Origin of the sequence: Bradyrhizobium sp., from assembly GCF_017881085.1 — a bacterium.
Taxonomy (GTDB): domain Bacteria; phylum Pseudomonadota; class Alphaproteobacteria; order Rhizobiales; family Xanthobacteraceae; genus Bradyrhizobium.
This window is the reverse complement of record NZ_JADGRI010000361.1, coordinates 1-5,100: the sequence shown is the minus strand read 5'-3', so window position 1 is coordinate 5,100 and position 5,100 is coordinate 1. Positions and strand designations below refer to the sequence as shown.

At 64.2% G+C, this 5,100-nt stretch carries 5 protein-coding genes; 2 read left to right on the top strand and 3 right to left on the bottom strand.

Going from position 1 to position 5,100, the window contains the following annotated elements:
• Positions 1–33: 33 nt before the first annotated feature.
• Together QZ213_RS24435 and htpG are read left to right on the top strand one after the other, a co-directional pair.
• A complete protein-coding gene (locus QZ213_RS24435) occupies positions 34–684 on the top strand; it encodes a TetR/AcrR family transcriptional regulator (protein WP_291688644.1) in 651 nt (216 codons plus the stop codon).
• A 77-nt stretch (positions 685–761) separates the two neighbouring features.
• Positions 762–2,633, top strand: coding sequence for a molecular chaperone HtpG (gene htpG, locus QZ213_RS24430; protein ID WP_291688645.1), 1,872 nt, complete (start codon positions 762–764; stop codon positions 2,631–2,633).
• A gap of 59 nt (positions 2,634–2,692) precedes the next feature.
• Here the strand turns inward: htpG and QZ213_RS27230 are convergent, their stop codons facing one another.
• From QZ213_RS27230 to QZ213_RS24415, 3 genes are all read right to left on the bottom strand, one after another.
• Complete coding sequence (locus QZ213_RS27230) at positions 2,693–3,100, bottom strand: hypothetical protein (protein WP_365885216.1); 408 nt, start codon at positions 3,098–3,100, stop codon at positions 2,693–2,695.
• Between the two features lie 102 nt (positions 3,101–3,202).
• Complete coding sequence (locus QZ213_RS24420) at positions 3,203–3,712, bottom strand: GDSL-type esterase/lipase family protein (RefSeq protein ID WP_291688643.1); 510 nt, start codon at positions 3,710–3,712, stop codon at positions 3,203–3,205.
• 19 nt (positions 3,713–3,731) lie between these two features.
• Complete coding sequence (locus QZ213_RS24415) at positions 3,732–4,784, bottom strand: amidohydrolase family protein (RefSeq protein WP_291688642.1); 1,053 nt, start codon at positions 4,782–4,784, stop codon at positions 3,732–3,734.
• Between the last annotated feature and the right edge of the window lie 316 nt (positions 4,785–5,100).

Sequence of the window (5,100 nt, the reverse complement as noted above, 5' to 3'; positions counted from 1 at the left end):
GGTACCATATGGTACCAAGTCAAGAGGGATTCGATGGCGGCGAAATCGACGGGAGGGACGCGCCGCGAAGAGGCCGATGAAACCCCGGCGCGCCAGCGCATCCTCGACGCGGCCTTCTCGGCGTTCATGGAGCGCGGCTTTGCCGAGACCTCGACGCTGGAGATCGCGACCCGGGCGCGGGTTTCGAAGCGGGAGCTTTATGCGCTGGTCGGCAGCAAGCAGGAAATGCTGGCAGCCTGCATCGGCGAGCGCGCCAGGCGGCTGCAGATGCCCGCCGGCCTGCCCGAACCGCATGATCGGGAAAGCTTGGCGCGCGCGCTCGAAGCCTTGGGAACCCAGCTGTTGCATGAGATCTCGGATCCGACCGTCATCGCCGTCTTTCGGCTGGCGATTGCCGAGGCGGCGCGCGCGCCCGAGGTTGCACAGGCCCTGAACTCCCTGGGTGTCGAGCCCAGCCGGGCCGCCTTGCGAGAGAAAATGAGCCGGGCCCGCGCGGCCGGGCTGCTCAGCGGCGATCCGGCGGAGATGGCCGAGCATTTTTCCGGGCTGCTGTGGGGCAACCTGATGACGGCCCTGCTGCTGCGAACCGCCGAGCGACCGACCCCGCGCGAGTTCGCGCAACGCGCCAAGACAGCCGCCGCGGGCTTGCTGCAACTCTACGGGCCAGCCGGCCGCGTCCCTTGATTCTTGCCAGCCAAGAATCTTGCCAGTCAAGACAACTTCATTATATCAGGCTTTCCCCAGCGAATTGAGCGAGACCGATCATGACGACGGACACCGTTGCCGAGCACAAGCCATTTCAGGCCGAGGTTGCCGAGCTCCTGCACCTGATGGTGCACTCGGTCTATTCGGAGACCGATATTTTCCTGCGCGAGCTGATTTCGAACGCTTCGGATGCGCTGGACAAGCTGCGCTACGAGGCGATCGCGGCGCCCGAACTGACCGCCGATGGCGAGCCGCCGAAGGTCCGCATCGTACCCGACAAGAAGGCCGGGACGTTGTCAGTGATCGACAACGGCATCGGCATGGACCGCCAGGAGCTGATCGACAATCTCGGCACCATCGCGCGGTCCGGCACCAAGTCCTTCCTTGCCCGTCTGACCGAGGCCAAGGACGGCGCCGGCCTGATCGGCCAGTTCGGCGTCGGCTTCTACGCCGCCTTCATGGTCGCCGACCGCATCACCGTCACCAGCCGCCGCGCCGGCACCAGCGAGGTCTGGACCTGGTCCTCGTCGGGGGGCAACGGGTTCGATATTGCGCCTGCGGCTGACGAAGTTTCAAAACGCGTCGCGCGCGGCACCGAAATCGTCCTGCATCTGAAAGACGACGCGAAGAAATACCTGGAGCCCTATGAGATCGAACGGATCGTCGGCGCCTATTCCGACAACATCCAGTTTCCGATCGAGCTGAAGCCGGAAGAGGGCGAGCCGCGCCAGATCAATTCGGCCAGCGCGCTATGGCAGCGGCCGAAATCGGAGCTCAAGCCGGAAGACTACACGCAGGCCTACCGCTCCATCGCCGGCGCCTTCGACGAGCCGGCGATGACGCTGCATTACCGCGCCGAGGGCCGGCAGTCCTACGCGGTGCTGCTGTTTGCGCCATCGACAAAGCCGTTCGACCTGTTCGAGGCGACCCGCAAGGGCCACGTCAAACTCTATGTTCGCCGCGTCTTCATCGACGACGATGCCGATCTGTTGCCGGGCTATCTCCGCTTCATCCGCGGCGTGGTCGACAGCGAGGATCTTCCGCTCAATATCTCCCGCGAGATGCTGCAGAACAATCCGCAGCTGGCGCAGATCCGCAAGGCCGTGACCAGCCGGGTGATCGGCGAGATGGAAAACCTCGCCGAGAAAGAGCCGGAAACTTTTTCAAGGATATGGGATGCGTTCGGCTCGGTGATCAAGGAAGGGATCTGGGAGGATTTCGAGCGGCGCGAGAAACTGCTGGCGCTGTCGCGCTTTGCCACGACATCGGGCGAGGAGCGCTCGCTGGCGCAATATGTCGAGACGCTCAAACCCAACCAGACCGAGATCTATTATCTGGTCGGCGACAGCGTCGAGCGGCTGAAATCGAATCCCAAGCTGGAATCGGCGACCGCCCGCGGCATCGAGGTGCTGCTGCTCACCGATCCCGTCGACGCGTTCTGGACCTCGGCGCCGCTTGATTTCGGCGGCAAGCCGCTGAAATCGCTCAGTCAGGGCGACGTCGATTTCGGATTGATCCCGCTGATCGACGACAAGGCTGCCGACACGGAGAAGCCGGCCGCCGATGAAGCCGCGATCATCGCCGTCATCAAGGATGTGCTGGGCGAGCGGGTTTCCGATGTGCGCGCGTCGCAGCGGCTCACCACCAGCGCCTCATGCCTGGTGGCGGGCGGCGCGGGCCGCGACCGTGTGCTCGAGAAAATGCTGGCTCAGCAGAGCCGGGGCGCCGTGACCAAACCGATCCTCGAGATCAACATGCGCCATCCGCTCGTCGCCGCCATCGCCGGACAGAAGGATGCGGCGCGCGATCTCTCGTTGCTGCTGCTGGAACAGGCGCAGATCCTGGACGGCGAGTTACCGGAGGACCCGGCGGCGTTCGCCAACCGGCTCAATGACCTGGTGCTGCGCGGCTTGGTGAAGACCGGCTAGGCTCTATATCCTTGGACGCGTTTTCTTCCCGCGAACCGGTATCCGCTTCGCTCGAAACACTATCCGATGTCGACCACGATCTTGCCGGAGCCGTCGCTGGCCTCGACCGCGCCATAGGCATCGCCGACGCTCGACTGCGCAAAAATGCCTGGGATCCACGTGGGGCGGGGAGACGACCTTGCCAGCGTCCACCAGCCTTGTGGCGTCGCGCGGAATGCCCCCGTGACGCCATCGCCGACCGCTTCGATCGTATCCGCGAGATCGATGCCGAGAATCGCCGGCAAGGGCTGGCGCGCGTGCGCGGCCTGGCCGGCACGTATCTTGATGTGGAGCGGGTCGACCGCGCTCGCTGCGATCCGGACCAGGACCTGCCCCAGTCGAGGAGCCGGCCGCGGAACGGGCGCGATCCGGAATGCGGCGCCGGGAGCGTCGAGTATGGCCGCCTGCGCGGTTTCGGCTGATGTCACGGCGCCTCCGGTCAAAGCGTCGGCTCCGTCATCTTTGGCTTGTTTGCAAAATCGCAATAGCCAGATCTTGGCGCCGCTGATGCGCGTTGATCGGAACGGCAGTCAGCGCCCGATCGCGCCCGCGACCTGCGACGCCAGGGACACCGCGAGCATGTGGTAACCCTCCGGGGTCAGATGCTGCCCGTCGGGCTGATGCGGCAATCCTCTGAACATGTTGTTCGGCACCATGATCACGCGAATGCCGCGCGCGCTCAGGCGGCTTCGGATTTCCGCGGTGCGATCAGGGCTGCCCTTGCGTCGGTCGTTTCCGCCGGGCTGCAGGATTACGGCGCTGACGTCCTTGGAAACCACGCCATCCATTCGCTGAAGCATCCCCTCGGTGGTGTCGCCATTGATGCCGGCATTGACCACGTTGACGTTCAGTCCCTTGGCCCGCAGGATCGCTTCGAGCTGCGCGGGAAAAGCCTGGTTGCGCTCCACGCCCTTGCCATAGGTGTTGCTGGCGCCGAGCGCCACGACGGTTGCGGCGTGGGCCGAAGTCGCCGCGAAATTCGATGGGCCCGCGAGCACCGCAAGGCATCCCAGAATTCTTAGCCAAGTTCGGGATTTCATTTGCCACCTCTCCAAATCGTCACGCAAGCTTCAGCCGGTAGACATCCGCCGCCGTCGTCGAGAACAACGCGATCTTCTCGGACTCGCTATAGGGTGCGGCGATGCGCTTGAAGGCGTTGAAGATCACCTGATAGCTGCACTGGCCCTTGTCCGGCGGGAAATTGCTCTCGAACATGGCGCGGTCGGGGCCGAATGCCTCGATGCATGTTTCGATATAGGGACGCCAGGCCGCTGCCAAATCTTCCGAAGAGGGCGGCATCGGACGTTCGTGAAAATCATAGCCGAGCAGCCGCATGGCCAGTCCGCCGAGTTTCACTGCCACGTTGGGGCATTTGGCGATGTCCTCGATCGAGGCCTTCCAGCCCTTGAAAATCTCTTCGCGCCGGCCCGCGTAGCTGCCGACGCCGATCGGTCCACCGCAATGATCGAGCACGATCCTGGTGTCCGGAAAGGCGCGGGCGAGATCGGCGAGTTCGCCGATCTGCGGATGAAACAGCCATGAATCGAAGCTCAAGCCGAGCGGCGCAAGGCAGGCAAAACCCCTGCGAAAGGCCGGATCGAGCAGGAGGCCCTTCGGGCGCAGGGCGTACATGCCGGCGACATCGGGATCCGCGTCCCACGGCGAGGAATGCCGGATACCGCGGAAGCGCCCGTTGCCGGCGGCGGTTTCCGCTTCCAGCACGTCGCGCGCGCCTTCGCCCAGGAGCAGATTGGCATGGCCGACGATACCGGCACACATCGCGGCCGTACCGTAACCGCCGCTCGCGCTCATCGCCGCGGCGCCGCCCGCGAATTCGACCTCGCCGACGGGGCGCATCGCTTCCGGGCCGCCGGCGCGATACATCGAGCGGGCCTCGACATAGACGGTTGCGACAATGTTGTGACCGGAGGCGATGTCGGCGGCCAGTTCCTCGATCAGATAGCGCTGGCCGCCGCGATCCCAGAGATGATGATGGGGATCGACGATCGGCCGCGAGGGATCGAGGATTTCTTCCTTGCGCAAGCTGAGCCAGTCCTCGCGCGGATCGGCAAAGAGCCCGCTCCTGGATGCGGGAAGGCTGCTGGCGGCCATTGGTCGTTACTCCCTGAATTCTGATATTAGGCTTTTCGAGCTGGCGGGTGCAATCGGGCAAAATAATGCGGCCTTGAGCTGGATCAGTCCGCGAAGTCTCGATCCGGCGCAAGGTGCTTTTGCGATACCAGCAAGGAGAGCACCATGCCCGGGCCGAAAATTCTTGTCATCTTCTACTCTCGTACGGGAACGACACGCCGCATTGCGACAGCTCTTGCAGCGAAGCTCGGCGGCAGCGTCGAGGAAATCGTCGAGGGCAGAACCCGCAACGGCTTTCTCGGCTATTGGAAGTCGATTATCGAGGCCCGGCGCAAGA

Bases quoted from the DNA above. Each gene is read 5' to 3' on its own strand.
- QZ213_RS24435 (WP_291688644.1), top strand. From the start codon at position 34: ATGGCGGCGAAATCGACGGGAGGGACGCGCCGCGAAGAGGCCGATGAA.
- QZ213_RS24415 (WP_291688642.1), bottom strand. From the start codon at position 4,784: ATGGCCGCCAGCAGCCTTCCCGCATCCAGGAGCGGGCTCTTTGCCGAT.
- QZ213_RS24420 (WP_291688643.1), bottom strand. From the start codon at position 3,712: ATGAAATCCCGAACTTGGCTAAGAATTCTGGGATGCCTTGCGGTGCTC.